A 20,478-nucleotide genomic window follows, 5' to 3' on the forward strand; every position below is an offset into this window, starting at 1 on the left:
AATGAAAGTAATCAGCTTTAACATCAATGGACTACGTGCGCGACTGCACCAGCTCCAAGCGCTAATCGACAAACACCAACCTGATGTGATTGGTCTTCAGGAAATTAAAGTTCACGATGAAGCATTCCCGATTGAAGCTGTCGAAGCCATGGGCTACAAAGTGTATTTTCATGGTCAAAAAGCACATTACGGCGTAGCAATGCTTTGTAAGCAAGAGCCTCTACACGTACAAAAAGGGTTCCCGACGGATAACGAAGAACATCAAAAGCGCATGATCATGGCAACGTTTTTAAATGAAAACGGCGAAAAGGTCACTGTGCTAAACGGCTATTTCCCTCAAGGGGATAACATCAGCCACGAAACCAAATTCCCATACAAGCGCCAATTCTATAAAGATCTGATGACCTACCTAAACGATCATCACAATAACGACGAGCAATTGATTGTTATGGGTGACATCAACATCAGCCCTATTGATGCAGATATCGGTATCGGCGAACCAAACCGTAAACGTTGGCTAAAAACAGGTAAATGTTCATTCCAACCTGAAGAGCGCGAATGGTTGAAAACCTTACTAGACTGGGGCTTTGTGGACACCTTCCGTAAGCTATACCCAGAGGTGAACGATCAATTTTCGTGGTTTGACTACCGTTCTCGCGGTTTTGATGATAACCGTGGCCTACGAATTGATGTCATTTTGGCAACCCCTTCTCTAGCGGAAAAGTGTATTGAATCTGGTATCGACTATGAGCTTCGTGGTATCGAGAAGCCTTCAGATCACGCACCAATCTGGTCAACATTTAAGTAATATATTGCAAAGCTATAAGCGAGACTCAACGCTAAGCTTAGTCCAATAAAAAGGGAGACTCAGTCTCCCTTTTTCATACAAATTACCATTTAATCACTGATTCAGCGGCCAAACCGTTTGACCATCAATAGTTATCGGTGTTTGAGCAAATTCGTTCAGACAGTAGCCTGTATTACTACTTGCAAAGTAAGTGAGCGGCATCGGCGGTAGATTCAGCGCCACAACCTGCTGTTTCGCTTTTTCTGTGAACGAGAACCCCCACATATCGAGATAGTTAGTCATATCTCGCTGAGAGATGTAGCTCAGAGCAATAAGCAACCAGTCGTTGTTCGAGATGCTATTTGCTTCTTCCCGAGAGTAGTTGGCGAAACCAATGCTCAATCGTCTCTCATCCCAAAGCGCATCGTCCGATTTTAAGCGGTTAAACTCACGTTCAATCAGGTGCAAGCGCGCCAATAAATGCCAACCATTTTTAAGCACACCTTCATGCTGCGCCGCCATCATCATTTGAATGTAAACACGAGCGCCCCAACTCCAACTGGTTTGATTTTGCGCAGCCATGTATGCGTTTGGATCCGCTTGAGTTCGGCTAGCTTGCAATAATTCAAACTGGCCTTTGAAATCCAAGCTTTGGCAAGTTGAAACTTTTCCCGTATTCTGGAAGAAACGAGACTTACTGTAATACGAGTAGTAATTAGTCGTTGAATGCCCTTCCCAGCCTGAAAATCGGAATCGACCTTTTTCTAAACCATGACCAAGCTCATGTAAATCACCGTGACCGAGTGGGCTGAATGACCAGTAAGCATCGTAAGGGTTACCCGAACAACCATAACCACACGTCGCTTGGTCAGCGTTCATGTGCTTCACTATATCAATATTGGCGATTTCCCAACCTTGGTTTTGGGCGTATTGAATAATTTCAGGCACTTCATCTATGCCCGGCCCTTGGAAACCTGCCAGCACATGCGGGTAGTTGTGAACATATTCTTCTGTTGCAAGCGCCATTTCCGAAGGGGTAGACCACATTTCATCGTTGACCGACTCCAACATTTTGTCGCGCTTTGAGTGTACTTCAAACCCAGGAGTGATCAGCTCAGCCCAATCGAATAAATTGGCTTCTAACTGTTGAATAAAAGCGTCGTTGTCCTTCTCACTTCTCCAAACTGGATGCTGTGCCACATGATTAAATTTCAGTTCAACCGGAACATCATTTTTGTCAAAGTGAACCTGTACTGGACCACCATAAGGAGAAGTCAGCGTGATGGTTTCACCCGGCTTCACTTCATAGCCGAATGAAGTCAGCAGTTTTGGTCGCGTGTATCCATCTTTGCTGAACTCATGAGTTGCACCACTTCTTAAAGTGTTGATGACAATCTTAGTCGCCACATCATTGCTGTCATTACGTTTAACCGTAAAGGTTTCCCCAGGAAGCGCATACACACCAGCCGAACGGAAGTTACGCTTTGATTCCATATTAATCGTTGCACTGATTCTCTTTATGTCAGGGCTAAACTCACTACGGCTGAAGTTCCCCATATTTGGTTGTTTTGGGTTTACGCTTCGGCTGTTGTATTGCACGTAATCGGCAAAGTACGACTTTAGGAATTCGGTCGTTTGGGTTGATTGTTTGTCCATCGGGAAGACAACCGTTTGACGATAATGATCAGCCAGCAATACCATGAGTTTTTCGTATTGGTAGCCGTTTTGATTAAACAAATCTACTTTTTGTTCATCAAGCTTTTGCAACCAATGGCGAATGCTGTTTGCCCCTGCATAAAATTGACTGTCCATATTCGCAGTGTCAGGGCAGGATTTGTCATCACACTTTGACAAGTCAACGTTGAAATTTTGAGATTCAAAACGAGACAACAGCGCTTGTTGTGTGATGACAGAGTCCGGCACAACGTTCATCAACGATGAAGGTTCCCAGTCGACCAAGCCTAACTTACGCCAATAGTTATCTCCCACATAATCAACATGGAATTTTTCCAAAATGTCTTGGCCAAGATCAGTTAGTCCTCCATCCCAATGCAGGTATAGAACAGGAATTTGGGCTTGCTCAGCGTATTCCAAAGCTTCGAGTACTGGTTTGTTGGTATCTCCAGATTGCAGATGCTGTGACAAGATCAATAAGTTTGGAGTATTGGTTTGCAAGCAGCTAAGTAGCTTCGAACCATCGCATAGGTTGGCCTCGTTAAACGCCAGCTCTTGTGAAACATTGTCTTTCAGCCAATTCCGAGTCGCTTGCTCATCCGGAAAGTAATAAGACTGATCCATTTGCGCGATGACGACGTTTGAAGTAACTCCGCCCGACACCCAAGTGACCAGGTTACTTAACCATTGCGTCATCGCTGCGTTGGAAGAGTCGGGAAAACGTTGTGCCGTTCTAAATGGGTTACTACCTAATAGTGCGTAACGTTGACCATTAGACTTTTCCCCGGCAACGCCAATTGACAGAGCTTGATCTTTGTAACCGCTTACCATGGCCTTATTGGTCATCAAGATGGTGTCGTTGAAGCCATACTTAGGTGCCAAGATCGCGGCATCATGGGTTGGATCCCAATAAAGACCTGAAAGGTTTTTCGCAATTGCAGATTTGATCGTGTTCGACTGCATCTTGTGAGCTTCCACAACCTGATGACTTTTACGAATGAAATCGCTCGGGTCAGAAACGAGCAGTGCATTACCAGTTTCCAGAGCTTGTTGAACTGGAGCTGGCGTTGGTTTTACTTGAGCATTAGGTTGTGATTCTCCCTCTCCACATCCTGTGGCTAAGGCGGCAATGCCCAACGATAGAATTGTTTTTTTCATTTTTACTTACTAAACAATGAGTTTACCGAATGTTAATGTAAGTTAATGAATAATAAGAAAGAGTCTTTTATATCGGCTGGAAAAATAGGAATGAAGATAACAAAATTATCAAAAGCAATAGCACCCATTCCGGTGCTATTGCCTCTATTGATAATTAGCTTAAAGGACGTAGATAAGCTAAGAAACGCCTCTCTGCCACTTTGAAACACCACAAAATCATAAACGTCAGTGCCATGTAGAACAGCCCCGCCGTCAGGAAAGACTCAAATGGTGCATAGTAGCGCGAGTTAACTAGACGCGCAGCACCAGTTAAATCCATGATGGTAACGATGCCCGCGACTGCACTTCCGTGCAGCATAAATATGACCTCGTTTGAATAAGCTGGTAATGCTCGACGCAATGCACTCGGCAAGATAATACGTCTGTATGTCATAAACTTACTCATGCCATACGCTTTCGCAGCTTCCACCTCACCTTTCGGCAAACCATTAATCGCACCACGAATAATTTCTGCGGTGTAAGCCGATGTATTAAGAATAAAAGCGACCAAAGCACAGAACCAAGCGTTCTCCCATAAGGTATCTTTCACAGGGAAAAACTGATCCATGCCGTAGTAAATCAAATACAGCTGAACCAATAGCGGCGTTCCACGGAAAAAGTAAATGAATCCCCAAGAAGGTAAGCTTAGAGCGTAATTGGTACTATTGCGTGCCACGGCTAATGGGATAGAGACACACAAGCCAATAACCAACGCTAATCCCACTAACCAAACTGTTGTCCAAAGTCCCTGAAGATAAGTTGGAAAGCTTTCAATAATCAAAGAAAAGTCCATAACTTACCTCGCATGAATACTGAACTTACGCTCAACAAGCTTGAGTAGCCCGGTCGAAACGCTGGTAAAAAATAGAAAGATGAGCGCGACAGCCATGTAAAAGGTGAACGGCATTTTGGTCGTACCTGCTGCCAATGAGCTCATTCTCACCATGTCATCCAGACCAATAATGGAAACTAACGCAGTGGTCTTAAGTAACACTAACCAGTTATTACCAAATCCAGGTAATGCATGACGAATCATCTGAGGAAGCAAGATTCTTCTAAACGATAAAGCAGAGCTCATCCCATAAGCTTTCGCCGCTTCTAATTCACCCTTGTCCACCGCCATGATCGCTCCACGAAAAGTCTCCGCCATGTAGGCGCCAAAGATAAAACCAATCGTGAGTACACCAGCTATAAATGGGCTGACATCAATATAATCAGGTAAGTAAGACGTCCATTCATGGTTTGGATCACTCGAGGCAAACCACTCGTTGAGCGTTTCGTTGATGGAGTAAAGGCTGTTATTTAAAAGTATTTGTCCACCAAAGAAAATTAGCATCATCAGAACCAAATCTGGAATGCCGCGAATGACGGTGGTGTAAAGAGTGGCAATCGCCCTTGCCCATTTGTAAGGTGCTAACTTAGCTAATGCGCCAAGCATGCCTAAGACCATGGCGAGAATGAGTGAAAGCACTGCAACTTCTATTGTTACTAAAGCTCCTTTCAAAATCGAAGCTTCGTATCCTTGTAAATCTAGCATAGGTGAGTTCCTAATCCCTAAACTCAAAAAATCGACCGTTGACTACTTCTAGGAACAAGCCAACGGTCGCTTAATTACGGTTTATTCACCGTACACATCGTAGTTAAAGTATTTACCAGCAATTTCTTGGTAAACACCTTTCTCACGTAGTGAAATAATTGCTGCGTCGAGTTTCTTCGTCAGATCTTTGTCTTGTTTACGAACAGCGATCCCCATACCTTCACCAAACCATTTTGGATCGGTTAACGACGGTCCAACAAACTCATAAGCTTCTCCACCTGCTTTGTTGATCACACCCTCTTCTAGAGCAGACGCATCACCTAAAACGGCAGCAATTCGACCATTTTCTAGATCAAGATACGCTTCATCAAAAGAGCCATAACGCACAATTTCAACATCATCGCCGTAGTTGTCAGTTAAGTACTTGTCATGTGTCGTCGCACGTTGCACGCCAATTTTGACATCTTTAAGATTATCAAAATCTAGACCAGCACCTTTCTTAGCGATAAATTTATTTGGAATTTGTGCGTACTTGCCAGTGAAATCGACTTTTTTCTTGCGCTCTTCAGTGATAGACATTGCTGCGATGATGGCATCGTACTTACGTGCAAGCAGAGAAGGAATAATACCATCCCAATCTTGAGCGACGATTTTGCACTTCACTTGCATCTCTTCACAGAGTGCATTTGCCATGTCTACGTCAAAGCCTTTTATTGAGCCATCAGTTTCTGTCCAGCTAAACGGAGGGTAAGCACCTTCGATACCAAAGCGAACTGTTTTCCATTCTTTCGCTTGGGCAACACCTGATACTGCCGTTGCAGCAATCGTTGCTGCTAATAACCACTTTTTCATTTCCATACTCCTGTGATTGCTATTTTATTTCGTTTTGTTTGTTGTGTTGGCTTAGGAGGCAATAGTCTGCCGCCTAACAAATATTAGTAAATGGATGAGATAAACTGCTGTAATCGTTCTGAATCCGGGTTTGTAAATAGCTTAGCTGGATTTCCCTGTTCTTCCACTAAGCCTTGATGTAAAAACATCACATGGTTTGATACGTCACGCGCAAACGCCATTTCGTGCGTGACCACCAGCATAGTTCGCCCTTCATCTGCCAAATCTCTCATTACCCCCAGAACTTCTCCTACAAGTTCTGGGTCAAGCGCAGAAGTTGGCTCGTCAAACAACATCACCTCTGGGTCAACTGCTAGCGCACGGGCAATAGCTGCACGTTGCTGCTGGCCGCCAGATAAGTGCCCAGGGTAATAATCTTTACGCTCATACAAGCCTACCTTCTTAAGCAAGACTTCTGCATTTTCAATCGCTTGAGCTTTTGGCACGCCTAAGACATGAACAGGCGCCTCAATCACGTTTTCTAGTACGGTTAGGTGAGACCAGAGGTTGAAACCTTGGAAAACCATTGCCAGGCGTGAACGAATACGTTGGACTTGCTTTTCATTAGCAGGAACAGATTCACCTGCTCTGTTGTTCTTCATTTGGATTAATTCACCATTTACCCAAATTTCGCCCGCGGTAGGCGTTTCTAGCAAGTTGATACATCTGAGAAAGGTACTCTTACCTGAGCCGGAAGAGCCAATGATGGAGATAACATCTCCTTTGTGCGCAGCAAGTGAAATGCCTTTTAAAACTTCATTTTGTCCAAATGTTTTGTGCAGGTCTTTTATATCTAGCGCTGGTACATCATTCATGCGCCCTACTCCCTGTGTTTTTGTCACTGCAATTAAGGGACTCCGCCCTCTCTAATTCGGAACAAATTAGCACCGCCCCTTGAAACTTGCAACAAATTATTAACCTAAATAATTCGAATAGAAAGATACGATAGACAAATTAATATGCAATATATAGCAACATATTCTTCAAAAATTGAATATTAAATATAAAAAAGCCCCTTTCAAAGGGGCTTAATTAATTTACAAAAGTGTTAAGACGCTACTTAACCAATACCATAAAATCAGATTTCTGAGCATTCGTATTGACCTTCTCAGAATCAACTTCACTGATCACAAGACCATCGTGATCCACTTTAAGATCGGTCACATCACCATGAGAGAAAAGAGAAACAAAGTCATAGCTATTTAGGTTTGCTTCAGCAGACTCCACGACAATAGATTGTGAGTAATCACTGGTAGAAGAAACTTTCAAATCTTGCTTCACACTGTCATCGAATGTGTAGTAGTACAATTCCGGAACAACGACATCACTCTCTAAAGTTGTAAATATCTTGTGTGTTACTCGGTGTAGTGTTCCAGAGTTAGACTCTGCACGATATGCGAGGCGGCTAAAGCCTTTATCTTGGTCAGTGAAAGCAAAACCAGTATCAATAGTTGAGCCTCTCACCACATGCGACGCAGGCAGAGCATTTAGGTTGTAGTAAGCGCTTGGATCAATTGAGATATCCCAATTTGCGTCCTGATACATCTTTTGGTTCAGCACTACCGTCCAACCATTGATAGGTTTTTCAGCTGCAACACTGTAAGTCCAAGTTTCCGTTTTTGGCTCAAGCGGGTGGTAGAACTTCGTCGTTGACATAGGTAGCTCTGCAACTTCGTAGTTGTAATCACCAACAAGTACACTGATGTCTAAAGTGTCATATTTAAAAAGTGTTGGGTTCAAGATTGGAGAAGAACCATTCATGCCAACCAACGGCAATGGTGATTCACTCGACCAATCGCGAATACCATACTGGTGCAGTTCTGTTTTCGCTGCGTCTGCATATTGTAGCACGACTGTCGACTCCATCTTCGAACCAATTGCTCTTACATCCAAAGAATCAATAGAATAGGTAGGCTTAGACTCTTTCGCAATTTTAGATATGAAGTTGTACTCTAAGCCACCAGCCTCCGTTGCTTCATATTTAAGGTCAGTTCGGGTAGCTTTACGGAAGTTGCCATTTTTATTGCAAGCAGACACCGCCTCTCGATTCATTGAGAACGTTGAGTTTCTAAGGTTATTGTCCTTTAAAAAATCTCGACCGAAGCTGTTTGCCGTAAATACTGTTCCAGAAGCATCAAGCAACTGATAAGTAAAATAGCCGTCCTCAGGAATGTCTTCTAGAACAAATTTCAAAGTAGTGCCTGATGGGTAGATAAAGTCGCCTTGACGGACACCATTCTTGTCTGAATAGAAACCGACGACCTTACCTCCTGTTAGCTGTGCACTTACGGCTGGTTGATAGGTCAATACCTGCTCGATGCCGTTGCCATCTACTCTTCGGTCGTAAATAGTACAGCTGTCTTTTTGTGCATTTGTTTCACTAATGACATTTGGAGCTGCAAAAGTAAAAGTGAATGTAGTTCTTGGTGTGGAACTACCGCCACCGCCGCCACCGCCGCCGCAACCGACCATTAACCCTGAGATGATTGCCACTAGTGGCAGTACTTTAAGCTGTTTCATGTCTTTTTCCTAAACTGAGCGGCAATGATTAGCCAAAAAATTGTCTTTGCTCTGTCCAAAGCAAGAATAAAGCCAGCTTTATATAATCATCGTGAATATTGACATTTAATCTGCATCTCGTGCAAAAGGACAAAAAGTTCTAATTTTATGCAACTTGTGTAATGAAATTACACAAGATCTCCGCATCTCATTCGCATGCCAGAAACTTTCTGTAGTTTTATTTCACAACCATTCTTAAAGTGATCTAAATCAATCACCCTAAATGGCTATCTTGCTAGACTCCTGCCAAAAGATGAGGCTTTTTTTTGTGCCTCAACACAATAAGTTATTAGCTATGCTTAGGCACAGTGTCGACGTGTAACAAATCTAACAATAGCTAGCATAAGCGTGCCGCAGGATGCGGATTAACACAATTGAATGAAGAATTCATAACTTTTAAATATATGAGGAATCTATGTCAGACGCAGTTAACAAAACGCACTCTGATTCAGATATCGAGACCAAGAGCTACCGTGAGCTTCATCGTCCAGCATCTGAGTTCGCAAGCCGTTCAGACTACCTAGACCACGAACTACAAATTATGAAGCCACGTCGTTTTGGCTTGAACTTGCCAGGTCGTGACTTCCGCTTTGAGCTTGAAGACCTTGTTCCAGCACTTGCTGGTACTATCGGTATTATCGCAATGTACTCTGCGGTAATGATGTCTTGGGCTGAAGGTCTTACTGCAGCATGGGACCACGTAAACTTAGGCAAGGACTTTGCTATCGAAGTTGCGCGTGTAGAAATGCTCATCCCTGCACTTCTTTTCTGTGTACTTGCCTCTGGTTTTATTAACCCTAAAGCCAACCTAGCAGGCAACCACGGCCCAATGATCCCTCTTATTGGTACCATCGCTCTTGCTGGTGCTCACCCTCTTGCATTAGCAATTCTCATTGGTGTGTTTGGTTTGATTTTGAGCCTCTTAAAAGGTGGGTCAAAACTGGTTAACCTCACCTCTGAAGGTACGGCTGGTGGCCTTCTTATTTTCTTAGGTTTAACCGGAACCATGAGCCAAATTAACTCTATTCAAGCTTGGGCTGTTGGTTTGCAATCCGATACGGTTGCCGCTGGTAGCATGGGTTACATCGGTCTAATTGTTCTTGCGGTTACCATTGGCTTATACGCGTTCCTTGCTAAAGTGAACAAACGCTGGCTAGCGATCCCTGTTTGTGCCTTCACTGGACTTGCAATCGCACTTGCTCTTGGCGCAGGCTTCGATATTAAATTCGTAACCGAGACAGGCCTTCCAAACCTAAATCCAATCTACTGGTGGGGTTCAACAGAAGAAGGTTGGATGCTTGGTCTTCCTAATATGGAACACTTCATCGCTTCACTACCATTCGCCATTCTTGCGGTAGCAATGTGGTCACCTGACTTCTTGGGTCACCGTATCTTCCAAGAGATGAACTACCCACGTAAGAGTGAGAAAGTGCTGATGGACGTTGATGACACAATGACAATGTGTTCCGTTCGCCAAATGGTCGGTACTGCAGTGGGTGGTGGTAACATCACATCATCTTGGGGGACTTACATGATCCCTGCTGCAATAGCGAAACGCCCTATTCCTGCTGGTGCCATCTTACTAGGCTCTCTATGTATTATTGTTGCAATCCTTGGTTTTCCTATGGACGTTGCAGTATGGCCTCCAGTTATGCGCGTTGCTCTTCTCGTTGGTGTATCTCTACCACTGCTTGAAGCTGGCATGCAGATGGTGAAGGACTCGAAAGACTCACAAGCAGCAGGCATTTGTATCTTTGGTTCTGCCGTTGTTAATCCAGTTCTAGCTTGGGCACTAACTATGCTTTTAGATAACAACGGTTTAATTGGAGATAAAGAGCGCGCGTCTCGCCTATCATTTGTAGACAAGATTGTGATCCCAGTAAGCGTACTTGTTATCTGTTTAGTTGCTATGCTTGCAGTTGGTATGCTTGAAGGCCAGTATGGCATCCAAGCTTGGCTATAAGCTAGCAGTCCAGAAATTTGTGGGTAGCGCTCGTCGCTACCCCATTTTTATCGAGATTTTTGAGGATTTATTGATTTAGTTTAAGGTTTGCAAAAAAATTTTAGTTTAACCTCTAACTGTGCTTAAAAAGAGAAACGTTAAAACTAGTGACAATATTTATAGTTTTGTAAATCGAATACGTAAATTTAAGACTATAAATATTGTTATTCATAAGAGTGTACTGTTCCCCTCTTTTATCTGGGGATAGCTGGCTCAACGGCGAAGCAGTACGTATTTTTTTCTACTAAAAAGGTAGGTATGTCATGGCAGAGCAATTTGCTAAAGCTTGGGAAGGTTTTGCTGCAGGCGACTGGCAAAACGAAGTAAACGTTCGTGATTTCATTCAGAAGAACTACACTCCGTACGAAGGCGACGAATCTTTCCTAGTTTCTGAAGGTACTGAAGCGACTAACAAGCTTTGGGCTAAGGTAATGGAAGGCATCAAACAAGAGAACGCGACTCACGCTCCTGTTGATTTTGATACTTCAGTTATCTCTACCATCACTGCTCACGATGCAGGCTACATCGAAAAAGACCTAGAAACTATCGTAGGTCTTCAAACTGACGCTCCTCTAAAACGTGCGATCATCCCTAACGGTGGTATCCGCATGGTTGAAGGTTCATGCAAAGCCTACGACCGCGAGCTAGACCCACAAGTTAAAAAAATCTACACAGAATACCGTAAAACTCACAACCAAGGCGTTTTCGATATCTACACTCCTCAAATCATGGCGTGTCGTAAATCTGGCGTACTGACTGGTCTTCCAGATGCATACGGTCGTGGTCGTATCATCGGTGACTACCGTCGTGTTGCTCTATACGGTATTGACTTCCTAATGAAGGATAAATTCGCGCAGTTCTCTTCTCTACAAGAGCGTTTTGAGAACGGCGAAGACCTACAAATGACAATGCAGCTTCGTGAAGAGATCGCAGAGCAACACCGTGCTCTAGGTCAAATCAAAGAAATGGCTGCAAAATACGGTTGTGATATTTCTCGTCCTGCTGAAACTGCGCAAGAAGCTATTCAGTGGACTTACTTCGGTTACCTAGCTGCTGTTAAATCTCAAAACGGTGCGGCTATGTCTCTAGGTCGTACTTCTACGTTCCTAGACATCTTCATCGAACGTGATATCGCGGCTGGTAAGCTAACTGAAGAACAAGCTCAGGAAATGATCGACCACTTCGTAATGAAACTACGTATGGTTCGTTTCCTACGTACTCCTGAGTACGATGATCTATTCTCTGGCGACCCTATCTGGGCAACTGAGTCTATGGGTGGTATGGGTCTTGACGGTCGTACGCTAGTTACTCGTACAAACTTCCGTTTCCTAAACTCACTATACACTATGGGTCCTTCTCCAGAGCCAAACATCACTGTTCTTTGGTCTGAGCAACTACCTGAAGGCTTCAAGAAGTTCTGTGCGAAAGTATCTATCGATACTTCTTCTATTCAGTACGAAAATGACGACTTAATGCGTCCAGACATGAACTCTGACGACTACGCGATCGCATGTTGTGTATCTCCAATGGTTGTTGGTAAGCAAATGCAGTTCTTCGGTGCTCGTGCGAACCTTGCGAAAACAATGCTTTACACCATCAACGGTGGTGTGGATGAGAAGCTAAAAATCCAAGTTGGCCCGCAAATGCCTAAGATCGAAGGCGATGTTCTTAACTACGATGAACTGTGGGAGAAAATGGACCACTTCATGGATTGGCTAGCGAAACAATATGTGACTGCACTAAACGCTATCCACTTCATGCACGATAAGTACAGCTACGAAGCGGCACTAATGGCTCTACACGACCGTGACGTTAAACGTACTATGGCTTGTGGTATTGCTGGTCTATCTGTTGCAGCTGACTCACTATCTGCAATTAAATACGCAAAAGTTAAGCCAATTCGTGACGAAGACGGTCTAGCAATCGACTTCGAAATCGAAGGCGATTACCCTAAATTCGGTAACAACGATCCACGCGTTGATGATATTGCATGTGAACTTGTTTCTGTATTTATGGGCAAAATCCGTAAGCTTAAGACTTACCGTGATGCAATCCCTACTCAGTCAATTCTTACTATCACTTCAAACGTGGTTTACGGTAAGAAAACTGGTAACACGCCTGACGGTCGTCGTGCTGGTGCTCCATTTGCTCCAGGTGCAAACCCAATGCACGGTCGTGACGAGAAAGGTGCTGTAGCATCACTAACTTCAGTTGCTAAACTGCCGTTTGCTGACGCACAAGATGGTATCTCTTACACATTCTCTATCGTACCTAACGCACTAGGTAAAGATGAGGGCTCACAACGCGCTAACCTTGCTGGTCTGATGGATGGTTACTTCCACCACGAAGCGGGTATCGAAGGTGGCCAACACCTAAACGTGAACGTTCTTAACCGTGAAACTCTAGAAGACGCAGTTAAGCACCCAGAGAAATACCCTCAGCTAACAATCCGTGTATCTGGTTACGCTGTTCGCTTCAACTCTCTAACTGCAGAGCAACAAGCTGACGTAATCGCACGTACATTCACTGAGTCTCTATAAGACTATAGCGAAATAACTTTCTAGTAATACAACAAAGGCTGATGCTAAGTAGCATCAGCCTTTTTTTATTTCTTGAATGAAAGTTGTGATATCGCGAAAGACTTTTGCCCGCATTCTTACGTATGATGCGAAAAAAGTTAGCAAATAAAGTCTATGAGATTTAGTAAATTAATTATTCTTACCCTTCTTTCTCCAGTTGCAATAGCATCCACTAAGTCTACGGTTTCTTTTACCATCGACAACGATGGTATTTTTGGCGTCGATCAAGACTATACGAATGGTGTTTTCCTTTCTTACGCGACAGACCAACTGACACAAGAAAGCCAATGGAAATGGCTGAGTCTAGCTAACTCAGAGCACGCCAATATCGATAAAATAGAGTTGGTTCTTGGCCACAAAATGTGGACTCCAAGCGACATTGAAGCCGATTATCCACTAATCAATGATCGCCCATATGCCGGTTACCTACACACCGAAATCAACTACCTTTCCCTAACGAGTGACAAAGCTGTACGGTACAATTTCACCATAGGAGCTACGGGTGAAAGTTCGCTATCAGAAAAGGCGCAAGAAATCGTTCACGGCATAACAGGATCGACGGACCCTCAAGGTTGGGATTACCAGATTGAAGATAAAGTTGCGTTCAGCCTTGGTTACCGCGTATTTAACAAATTGATGCGCAGCGAAGAACAAAAAACACAATGGGAGATTACCAACATTAACGACATCAATGCGGGTAACTTCCGTAGTGATGTCTCTCAAGGCGTCATGTTTCGTTGGGGTACAAACCTAGCGAATAGCATCGGAGCCGCCAATATCAGTGTCGAAAGCCCTTTCTCAGCAAGTATGATCGCTCAGAACACGTCGAGTTGGTTCTTGTTCACCGGGTTTGAAGGTCGTTACCGCTTTAATGACATGACTATCGAAGGAGATCGTCCTGGCATTCCTGAACCGTCAGCGCCATACGACGTCACACTGCAAAATTGGCAAGCAAGTGCCGTCGCGGGGGTATCTTGGTACAACCAAAATTACGGTGCAAGCATCACCTTTACAATTAAAACACCGGATTATGAAGAAGCCCAAACCGATGTTTATGGGACAGGCTCGTTCTCCGTGTTCGCCTTTTTCTAAAAACTGGATTATCCCAGCATCGAAGTCAATCTAGATACACGGCAAGTTCTCGGGGTAGGTATTAACCACCTCGTGTTCAAGCGTTTATGTAGATTGGCTCCATCTATTTTCTTTCTTCAAATAACCTTGCCTTTAGTACCGACAAAGCTGTTTTAACCCTGCTTTTTGTAATAAAATAACAGCTAGAATTTACTAGTAATGAGAGCAAAAGATGTCAACAGCTGGTCGTATTCACTCATTTGAGTCATGTGGTACCGTAGACGGACCTGGTATTCGATTTATCGTCTTCTTGCAAGGTTGTTTAATGCGCTGTAAGTATTGCCATAACCGCGATACTTGGGACACGCATGATGGCAAAGAAGTCACGGTTGAAGAAATCATTTCCGAAGCGAAAAGTTACCGCCACTTCATGAATGCATCAGGTGGTGGCGTTACTTGTTCTGGCGGCGAAGCGATGCTTCAACCGGAATTCGTACGTGATTTTTTCCGCTCTGCTAAAGCCGAAGGCATTCATACATGTCTAGATACTAACGGTTATGTTCGTAAGCACACTGATGTTATCGATGAAGTACTGGATGCAACAGACTTAGTCATGCTTGACATCAAACACATAAAAGACGAAGTGCACCAAGATCTCATCGGTGTATCCAACCGACGCACATTGGACTTTGCTCGTTACTTGCAAAAAATCGGAAAGAAAACATGGATTCGCTATGTCGTCGTGCCTGGTTACACAGATGACCCAGAAGCAGCACACATGCTTGGTGAATTTATTAAAGACATGGATAACATCGAAAAGGTCGAGTTACTTCCTTACCACAAATTAGGGGCTCATAAGTGGGAAGCGTTAGGCTTAGAATACCCACTCGAAGGCGTAAACCCGCCACCGAAAGAAACCATGGATGAAATTCAATCCATTCTTGCTCAATACAACGATAACGTAAAATACTAAGTGAACCGCAAGACTAACCTCTTTAAAATACCAGCTTATTGCTGGTATTTTTTTGATTATATCTAAGCCTTATCAGTGAGTTTCTCTGCGGTCATTTAGGTAGAAAAAGAACGATAGAAATGATTGCGTCATGTTCGCATAGGAAGGAAGTAACATGGATTTGTTTAACTTAGGCTCTCTTGTTGTCTCAATTTGGATAGTAGTAGTCTACTGCCTACCAGATTGGAAAAAAGTCGTTTGGCCCAAACTGGAAAAAGAAAAAGGATTTCAGCACCTCGTTTTTGCAACGCTCTTCTTTTTCAGTATTTTATGGACAGCTCAAGCAGGTGTAAAAGAAGGATTACAGATTCATTTTCTTGCACTAACAACGCTGACGATGATGTATGGTTGGCGTATGGCATTTCTAATCAGTATCCCTGCAATGCTGGTCAACCACCTACTACATGATGTGTCATTGTTACTCTTACCCACATCGTTAGTTCTATCTGCCCTAATTCCGATTTTCATTAGTTACTTAGTGTTTCTTCTGAGTTACCACTACTTGCCAAGAAACATTTTTGTTTTCATCTTCGTTGCTGGATTTTTCAATGGCGCGATAACAGGAAGTCTGCACCTCATCATTAACTCTTTTTATCACCTATCAGTTGGTCACTACGATTGGGAAACCATTCAACATAACTACTTTGTTTTTGTGCCGTTGCTCGCCTTTCCAGAAGGTCTATTAAATGGTATGGCACTGGCGGTTTTAACCGTATTCAAGCCAGAGTGGCTGAGAGTATTTTCAGACCGAGACTACATATACAATCATTACCATAAATAAGTGTTTTCAAACTGGTCAAAAGTGACAGTTCTTGCCATTTTTTAGTATTAAATATGTGTTGAGATCATGTTTCACTCATGTCTTAAGCGTTAACCTAAGCACATTAAAAATGTATTAGATATCTAGTGAGGTCACCATGGAAATGTCAAACGCTCAACGTTTGATTCTATCAAACCAATACAACCTTATGTCTCAACTTGATCCAAGTAATGCGGCCAAATACAAACGCTTACAAACGATCGTTGAACGTGGTTATGAACTACAAATGCGAGAGTTGAACAAAGATTTCGGCTGCCTCTCAGAAGCAGAGTGTCGTGAGATCATCGACGTTATGGAGATGTATCATGCGATGCAAGAGTCTAACAACATGCTAGACGATGAAGATCGTAGCAACGTGGATCAACGTCGCTTGAAGTTCTTGGGATTTGATATCGCTTCAGAAGCGCAACAAGTACATTACGTACGTTTTCTCATCGATTCTGAAGGTTTGTACCCTCAGTTTGACAAGGCAGATCATCACTTTAACAGCCAAATGCCGATGCTAGATAAATACCGCCGTATGCTGCAAACTTGGCGTAACTGCCCTCGTCAGTATCATTTATGTGAAAACGAACTAGCGCAAATCTTCAGCGCATAAAATGGTCGTCTAAGAATGAGGAGAGCGCCCGCTCTCCTTGTTATTTACCCTGTCACAAACTTATCTAAGACTTTGCTCTCTTCCTACCTCTTTCACTTGCCTTGCTCAATGTAGAACAACGAATCACTGAGACTCTTCCGTCTTTGCCAAATATTTGATTTCTATTGCACCTATTCACGACATAAATTCGTCCTTAATAAAAGAGTGATTCAAATGTCACTTTTACAATAAATTCATAATTGTTAAGCAAAATTGCAAATCCCCGACTAGGCTTAAGTAGAGAAAGGCTGTGATTGAAAAATTCATATCCACCGCTCACCGTTGTAACGAAAAAACCGTCCATAAAGCAAAGTCTTTGGTGTCGCCAATCTTACATTCTGTACGAACCAAATGTGATAACAGGACGTATATTCAAACAACAACGAGCATAACTGTTGGTGGAAAGCCTGAATCAACGTTCGTCGGTAGACTGACTATTAAAGGGGAAAGCGACATGAGTATTTTCGACCACTATCAATCAAGATATGAAGCTGCAAAAGATGAAGAGATGTCGTTACAGGAGTTTTTAGCCCTGTGTAAAGATGACAAAAGCGCTTATGCTAATGCAGCAGAACGCCTACTGATGGCGATTGGTGAACCAGAGATAATCGATACGGCAAAGGATCCGAGACTAAGCCGAATCTTCTCGAATCGTGTTATCTCTCGTTATGAAACCTTTAAAGACTTTTATGGCATGGAAGATGCCATAGAACAAATTGTGTCTTACCTAAAACATGCGGCGCAAGGCCTAGAAGAGCGTAAGCAGATTCTTTACCTACTCGGCCCTGTAGGTGGCGGTAAGTCTTCGCTTGCAGAAAAGCTTAAGGCTCTGATGGAACAGATGCCTATTTATGTTCTTACTGCTAACGGCGAACGCAGCCCAGTGAATGACCATCCATTCTGCCTATTCAAAGCCACAGAAGATGGCGATATTTTGAAAAAAGAGTATGGCATCGAGCACCGTTATCTTCGCTCGATCATGTCTCCTTGGGCCGCTAAACGTCTTCACGAGTTTGGTGGTGATATCACCAAATTTAAAGTAGTGAAAGTACGCCCTTCTATCCTTGACCAAATCGGTATTGCCAAAACTGAACCAGGCGATGAAAACAACCAAGATATCTCATCATTGGTTGGTAAAGTCGATATTCGTAAGCTTGAACACTATTCGCAAGACGATCCAGACGCTTACAGCTACTCCGGTGCGCTGTGTAAAGCAAACCAAGGTTTAATGGAATTCGTTGAGATGTTCAAAGCACCAATCAAAGTGCTTCACCCGCTGTTAACAGCAACGCAAGAAGGCAACTTCAACGGTACAGAAGGCCTTTCTGCGATTCCATTCGACGGTATGATTCTGGCTCACTCAAACGAATCTGAGTGGCAGACCTTCCGTAACAACAAGAACAATGAAGCGTTCTTGGACCGTGTTTATATTGTGAAAGTACCTTACTGTCTACGTGTTTCAGAAGAAGTCAAAATCTACCAAAAACTTCTTGAAAACAGTGAGTTGTCTCAAGCCCCTTGTTCACCAAGCACGCTCGAGACTCTGGCACAATTCAGTATTCTTTCTCGACTTAAAGAGCCTGAAAACTCGTCCATCTTCTCTAAGATGCGCGTATACGACGGTGAAACGCTGAAAGATACGGATCCAAAGGCAAAAAGCTATCAAGAGTATCGTGATTATGCTGGTGTCGATGAAGGCATGAACGGTCTCTCAACACGTTTTGCCTTTAAGATTTTGTCACGCGTATTTAACTTCGACCAAACCGAAGTGGCAGCCAACCCTGTACATCTATTCTATGTGATTGAACAACAGGTTGAGCGCGAACAGTTCCCTGCTGAAACAGCAGAGAAATATCTCGAGTTCTTGAAAGGCTACCTAGTACCTCGATACGTTGAATTTATCGGTAAAGAGATTCAGACCGCTTATCTTGAGTCTTACTCTGAATACGGCCAAAACATCTTCGACCGATATGTCACCTATGCAGACTTCTGGATTCAAGACCAAGAGTACCGAGATCCAGAAACTGGTCAGCTATTTGATCGCTCTTCACTGAATGCTGAGCTAGAGAAGATCGAAAAAACAGCTGGTATTTCTAACCCGAAAGATTTCCGAAACGAAATCGTTAACTTTGTGCTTCGTGCGAAAGCGAATAACAATGGTCAAAACCCGGTTTGGACCAGCTACGAAAAACTGCGCACAGTAATCGAGAAGAAAATGTTCTCCAATACCGAAGAGCTACTTCCGGTTATCTCATTTAATGCGAAAACCTCTTCTGAAGATCAGAAGAAGCACGACGACTTTGTCGCTCGCATGATGGAAAAAGGCTATACCGAGAAACAGGTTCGCCTACTTTCTGAGTGGTACCTACGAGTACGTAAGTCATCCTAACCCAGTATTGAGTTAGGTCGCTTGTGAAACATGAAGAGGGCTATTTCATGGCGCAATTTATAGACCGAAGGCTCAATGGCAAGAACAAGAGCGCTGTTAATCGACAGCGCTTCTTGAAGCGCCACAAAGAGCAAATAAAAGAGTCGGTAGCAGACGCAGTGAATCGACGCTCGATTACGAATACGGAAACGGGCGAAGACGTCTCTATCCCTCACAAAGACATCAATGAGCCTATATTTCATCAAGGCAAAGGTGGTGTTCGCGAACGAGTTCATCCCGGTAACGATCAATTCATTACTGGTGATAAAATTGAGCGTCCCAAAGGTGGCGGTCAGGGTAGCGGCTCAGGAGAAGGGAACGCCAGTCCAGATGGAGAAGGCCAAGACGAATTTGTATTCCAAATATCAAAAGATGAGTACCTCGATATTTTGTTTGAAGATCTCGAGCTGCCTAATCTAGAAAAAAACCAAATTGCCAAAATCACTGAATGGAAAACACACCGTGCAGGCTTTCAAACTGCCGGTATACCTTCCAATATCGCAGTAGTACGTTCTCTGCAACAATCTCTTGCGCGCCGTACTGCAATGACTGCTGGTAAGAAACGACTTCTTAAAGAGTTAGAAGACGAACTTGCTCGCATCAAAAATATTGAACCTGCTCAGCAGTTTGAAGAGAACCGCTTGAAGGCTGAAATTGAAGAACTGCGCAAGAAAATCGAAAGCGTGCCGTTCATCGATACCTTCGACTTACGCTTCAAGAACTATGAGAAACGCCCGGTACCATCGAGCCAAGCGGTCATGTTCTGTCTAATGGACGTATCCGGTTCGATGGATCAGGCAACGAAAGACATCGCAAAACGCTTCTATGTTCTTTTGTACTTGTTCTTAACTCGTACCTACGAGAATGTCGAAGTCGTCTTTATCCGCCACCATACCCAAGCGAAGGAAGTGGACGAGCACGAATTTTTCTACTCACAAGAAACCGGGGGTACCATTGTATCTAGCGCGCTCAAGTTAATGGATGAAATAGTAAAAGAGCGATACCCGATTGGTCAGTGGAACATATATGCAGCTCAAGCATCCGACGGTGACAACTGGGCAGATGATTCGCCAAGATGCCGGGATCTGTTAGTGAACAAATTACTTCCAAACTGTCAGTACTACTCTTACATAGAGATCACGCGGCGCTCGCATCAAACTCTATGGCATGAGTACGAAAAACTCACTGAAGAGTTTCCTAATTTCGCAATGAAAAACATTCGCTCTGTGGAGGATATTTTCCCAGTCTTTCGTGAACTATTCCAAAAAGAAACGGCGTAAGGAG

Annotated in this window: 15 protein-coding genes; 9 read left to right on the top strand and 6 right to left on the bottom strand. The window is 43.5% G+C overall.

Annotated elements, in window-relative coordinates; all coding sequences use genetic code 11:
* Position 1 precedes the first annotated feature (1 nt).
* Complete coding sequence (xthA, locus tag R7O13_RS10930) at positions 2-808, top strand: exodeoxyribonuclease III (RefSeq protein ID WP_005378433.1); 807 nt, start codon at positions 2-4, stop codon at positions 806-808.
* 93 nt (positions 809-901) lie between these two features.
* Here the strand turns inward: xthA and R7O13_RS10935 are convergent, their stop codons facing one another.
* The 6 genes from R7O13_RS10935 to R7O13_RS10960 all read right to left on the bottom strand — a co-directional run bounded on the left by R7O13_RS10935 (position 902) and on the right by R7O13_RS10960 (position 8,606).
* The gene (locus R7O13_RS10935) at positions 902-3,619 is read right to left on the bottom strand and encodes an ImpA family metalloprotease (protein ID WP_318303830.1); all 2,718 of its coding nucleotides are present in this window, start codon (positions 3,617-3,619) and stop codon (positions 902-904) included.
* Between the two features lie 154 nt (positions 3,620-3,773).
* Positions 3,774-4,451, bottom strand: coding sequence for an ABC transporter permease (locus R7O13_RS10940; protein WP_053303243.1), 678 nt, complete (start codon positions 4,449-4,451; stop codon positions 3,774-3,776).
* A 3-nt stretch (positions 4,452-4,454) separates the two neighbouring features.
* Positions 4,455-5,195: an ABC transporter permease gene (locus R7O13_RS10945; RefSeq protein ID WP_005378436.1), complete on the bottom strand. Its 741-nt coding sequence runs from the start codon at positions 5,193-5,195 to the stop codon at positions 4,455-4,457.
* 81 nt (positions 5,196-5,276) lie between these two features.
* On the bottom strand, positions 5,277-6,047 hold the full coding sequence (locus R7O13_RS10950) for an ABC transporter substrate-binding protein (RefSeq protein ID WP_005378437.1): 771 nt from the start codon (positions 6,045-6,047) through the stop codon (positions 5,277-5,279).
* 83 nt (positions 6,048-6,130) lie between these two features.
* Positions 6,131-6,901: an ABC transporter ATP-binding protein gene (locus R7O13_RS10955; RefSeq protein WP_005378438.1), complete on the bottom strand. Its 771-nt coding sequence runs from the start codon at positions 6,899-6,901 to the stop codon at positions 6,131-6,133.
* A gap of 241 nt (positions 6,902-7,142) precedes the next feature.
* Positions 7,143-8,606, bottom strand: a complete 1,464-nt coding sequence (locus tag R7O13_RS10960; protein ID WP_225473778.1) for a 54K polar flagellar sheath protein A — start codon at positions 8,604-8,606, stop codon at positions 7,143-7,145.
* A 454-nt stretch (positions 8,607-9,060) separates the two neighbouring features.
* Here R7O13_RS10960 and R7O13_RS10965 point away from each other — a divergent pair, with 454 nt between their 5' ends.
* The 8 genes from R7O13_RS10965 (at position 9,061) to R7O13_RS11000 (ending at position 20,474) form a co-directional block, all read left to right on the top strand.
* Positions 9,061-10,608 carry a DUF3360 family protein gene (locus R7O13_RS10965; RefSeq protein WP_005378441.1) on the top strand — a complete coding sequence of 516 codons (1,548 nt, stop codon included), beginning with the start codon at positions 9,061-9,063 and terminating at the stop codon, positions 10,606-10,608.
* A 302-nt stretch (positions 10,609-10,910) separates the two neighbouring features.
* On the top strand, positions 10,911-13,187 hold the full coding sequence (pflB, locus tag R7O13_RS10970; protein WP_005378442.1) for a formate C-acetyltransferase: 2,277 nt from the start codon (positions 10,911-10,913) through the stop codon (positions 13,185-13,187).
* 153 nt (positions 13,188-13,340) lie between these two features.
* Positions 13,341-14,318 (top strand): lipid A deacylase LpxR family protein, encoded by a 978-nt coding sequence (locus R7O13_RS10975; protein WP_005387855.1) that lies wholly within the window; start codon positions 13,341-13,343, stop codon positions 14,316-14,318.
* A 211-nt stretch (positions 14,319-14,529) separates the two neighbouring features.
* Positions 14,530-15,270 carry a pyruvate formate lyase 1-activating protein gene (pflA, locus tag R7O13_RS10980; protein WP_318303832.1) on the top strand — a complete coding sequence of 247 codons (741 nt, stop codon included), beginning with the start codon at positions 14,530-14,532 and terminating at the stop codon, positions 15,268-15,270.
* 154 nt (positions 15,271-15,424) lie between these two features.
* A complete protein-coding gene (locus R7O13_RS10985; RefSeq protein WP_054575461.1) occupies positions 15,425-16,090 on the top strand; it encodes an energy-coupling factor ABC transporter permease in 666 nt (221 codons plus the stop codon).
* Between the two features lie 136 nt (positions 16,091-16,226).
* On the top strand, positions 16,227-16,727 hold the full coding sequence (locus tag R7O13_RS10990) for a YfbU family protein (protein ID WP_213868318.1): 501 nt from the start codon (positions 16,227-16,229) through the stop codon (positions 16,725-16,727).
* Positions 16,728-17,220: 493 nt separating this feature from the next.
* Positions 17,221-19,155: a PrkA family serine protein kinase gene (locus tag R7O13_RS10995; protein ID WP_005378447.1), complete on the top strand. Its 1,935-nt coding sequence runs from the start codon at positions 17,221-17,223 to the stop codon at positions 19,153-19,155.
* A 47-nt stretch (positions 19,156-19,202) separates the two neighbouring features.
* Positions 19,203-20,474, top strand: a complete 1,272-nt coding sequence (locus tag R7O13_RS11000) for a YeaH/YhbH family protein (protein WP_005378448.1) — start codon at positions 19,203-19,205, stop codon at positions 20,472-20,474.
* Positions 20,475-20,478: the final 4 nt, after the last annotated feature.

Source organism: Vibrio sp. Y176 (assembly GCF_033438945.1).

Coding starts and splice junctions, on each gene's coding strand:
- pflB (WP_005378442.1), top strand. CDS start 10,911: ATGGCAGAGCAATTTGCTAAAGCTTGGGAAGGTTTTGCTGCAGGCGAC.
- R7O13_RS10960 (WP_225473778.1), bottom strand. CDS start 8,606: ATGAAACAGCTTAAAGTACTGCCACTAGTGGCAATCATCTCAGGGTTA.
- pflA (WP_318303832.1), top strand. CDS start 14,530: ATGTCAACAGCTGGTCGTATTCACTCATTTGAGTCATGTGGTACCGTA.
- R7O13_RS10940 (WP_053303243.1), bottom strand. CDS start 4,451: ATGGACTTTTCTTTGATTATTGAAAGCTTTCCAACTTATCTTCAGGGA.
- xthA (WP_005378433.1), top strand. CDS start 2: ATGAAAGTAATCAGCTTTAACATCAATGGACTACGTGCGCGACTGCAC.
- R7O13_RS10935 (WP_318303830.1), bottom strand. CDS start 3,619: ATGAAAAAAACAATTCTATCGTTGGGCATTGCCGCCTTAGCCACAGGA.
- R7O13_RS10985 (WP_054575461.1), top strand. CDS start 15,425: ATGGATTTGTTTAACTTAGGCTCTCTTGTTGTCTCAATTTGGATAGTA.
- R7O13_RS10995 (WP_005378447.1), top strand. CDS start 17,221: ATGAGTATTTTCGACCACTATCAATCAAGATATGAAGCTGCAAAAGAT.
- R7O13_RS10975 (WP_005387855.1), top strand. CDS start 13,341: ATGAGATTTAGTAAATTAATTATTCTTACCCTTCTTTCTCCAGTTGCA.
- R7O13_RS10945 (WP_005378436.1), bottom strand. CDS start 5,195: ATGCTAGATTTACAAGGATACGAAGCTTCGATTTTGAAAGGAGCTTTA.
- R7O13_RS10955 (WP_005378438.1), bottom strand. CDS start 6,901: ATGAATGATGTACCAGCGCTAGATATAAAAGACCTGCACAAAACATTT.
- R7O13_RS10965 (WP_005378441.1), top strand. CDS start 9,061: ATGTCAGACGCAGTTAACAAAACGCACTCTGATTCAGATATCGAGACC.
- R7O13_RS11000 (WP_005378448.1), top strand. CDS start 19,203: ATGGCGCAATTTATAGACCGAAGGCTCAATGGCAAGAACAAGAGCGCT.
- R7O13_RS10990 (WP_213868318.1), top strand. CDS start 16,227: ATGGAAATGTCAAACGCTCAACGTTTGATTCTATCAAACCAATACAAC.
- R7O13_RS10950 (WP_005378437.1), bottom strand. CDS start 6,047: ATGAAAAAGTGGTTATTAGCAGCAACGATTGCTGCAACGGCAGTATCA.